Origin of the sequence: Pseudomonas sp. CFBP 8772, from assembly GCF_014841665.1 — a bacterium.
In the GTDB taxonomy this organism is placed as follows: domain Bacteria; phylum Pseudomonadota; class Gammaproteobacteria; order Pseudomonadales; family Pseudomonadaceae; genus Aquipseudomonas; species Aquipseudomonas graminis_B.
In genome coordinates this window covers 1-1,424 of sequence record NZ_JACYUI010000031.1, presented here as the reverse complement: position 1 = coordinate 1,424, position 1,424 = coordinate 1, and the positions used below count along the sequence as shown (strand labels likewise).

Below are 1,424 nucleotides of genomic sequence, written 5' to 3'. Positions count from 1 at the left end.
GTAATGCTGTTCACTTAAGCATTTGAACCACAGCCGGGGTTCTTAGAAAATCCGATGCCAGATACCTGGCATCGGATTTTTTATGTCTGTTCAGCAGCGCCTGCTCGACCTCGGCGACCTCTTCAACTTTTCAGACCTCAGTACGTTCACTCAAAATATCCCCATTGAATGGGTGGCGTCGGCCTTGGACCTCTCCAGCCAGGCCACTATCAGGCGTCGCCGCCTGCCCGCAGACCAAGTGCTCTGGTTAGTACTGGGCATGGCGCTGTTCCGCGACGAGCCTGTGCACGAGGTCGCCAGGCGACTCAATATCTGCGCTCAAGGCTTGGCGACAGACCACCTACTCGCCCGTAGCGGCGTGACCGAAGCCCGCAAACGCCTCGGCTCGGATCCCGTCGAATGGCTGTTTCGCAAGACAGGCAACCAATGGGGCGGGGAGCGTTACCGCGATGATTCGTGGCAAGGGTTGCAGGTCTTTGCCGTGGACGGAGCGCTGCTGCGCACCCCGGATACGCCCGAGCTGCGCGATCATTTCGGCTCTGGAAATACACCGACCGAACGCCAGACCCCTTTTCCAATGCTACGTCTGGTAGCGCTGATGAATGTACGTTCGCATGTGATCCTGGATGCGCAACTGAGCCCCTATCGACGTAGCGAAATGCGTTTGGCTGATGAGTTTCTAGAGCAGATACCCAACCAGTCGGTCACCCTGTTCGACAAGGGTTTCTGGAGTGCCGATCTGATGCTTCGCCTGAGTGGTCAGGGGATTAGTCGCCACTGGCTGACCCCGGCACGCAAGAATCTGGTCAGCGAAGAAGTGGTTCGCTATGGCAAAAACGACCGTTTGGTAAGGATGAAAGTGTCGCCGCAGGCAAGAAAGCGAAACCCGGACTTGCCGACGCATTGGGAAGTTCGAGAGGTCAGTTACGAGGTTCAGGGCAAGCTGAAAACGATCATGACATCGCTGCCGGCAGCCACGTACAGTGCCAACGCCGTCGCCAAGCTTTATCAGGAGCGTTGGGAAATCGAGCTGGGTTTCAGAGATATCAAAAGCTCGATGCAGCAGAACGCAATGACCTTGCGCAGCAAGAAGATCGACTTGGTTTATCAGGAAGTCTGGGGCTTGCTGTTGGCTTACAACATGATTCGACGGGAGGCGAGCCAGGCGGCTGTGGCTTTTGGCCGAGCGCCATCGGACATTCGGTTCAAGCCCGCTTGTCAGTACATCGCTGTTCAGTTGATCGTGATGGCGGCGGCCAACCCGATTTCAGCGACGGGAAGGCGATTGGCGGAGCTACGAGCGGGTGTTGGGGGAATGTTTCTGGATCACCGCCCGAGGCCTTCGAGGCCAAGGACGGTGAAAATTTCAAAAACCCGGTTTCCGGTAGACCGCAAGGCTGCTCCGCTTAAGTGAACAGCATTAC

Annotated in this window: 1 protein-coding gene; it reads left to right on the top strand. The window is 56.7% G+C overall.

Annotation, left to right across the window (positions count from 1 at the left end; genetic code table 11):
• Nucleotides 1–82 precede the first annotated feature (82 nt).
• A complete protein-coding gene (locus IFT99_RS26005) occupies nucleotides 83–1,414 on the top strand; it encodes an IS4 family transposase (protein ID WP_192136173.1) in 1,332 nt (443 codons plus the stop codon).
• Nucleotides 1,415–1,424 lie beyond the last annotated feature (10 nt).

Bases quoted from the DNA above. Each gene is read 5' to 3' on its own strand.
- IFT99_RS26005 (WP_192136173.1), top strand. From the start codon at position 83: ATGTCTGTTCAGCAGCGCCTGCTCGACCTCGGCGACCTCTTCAACTTT.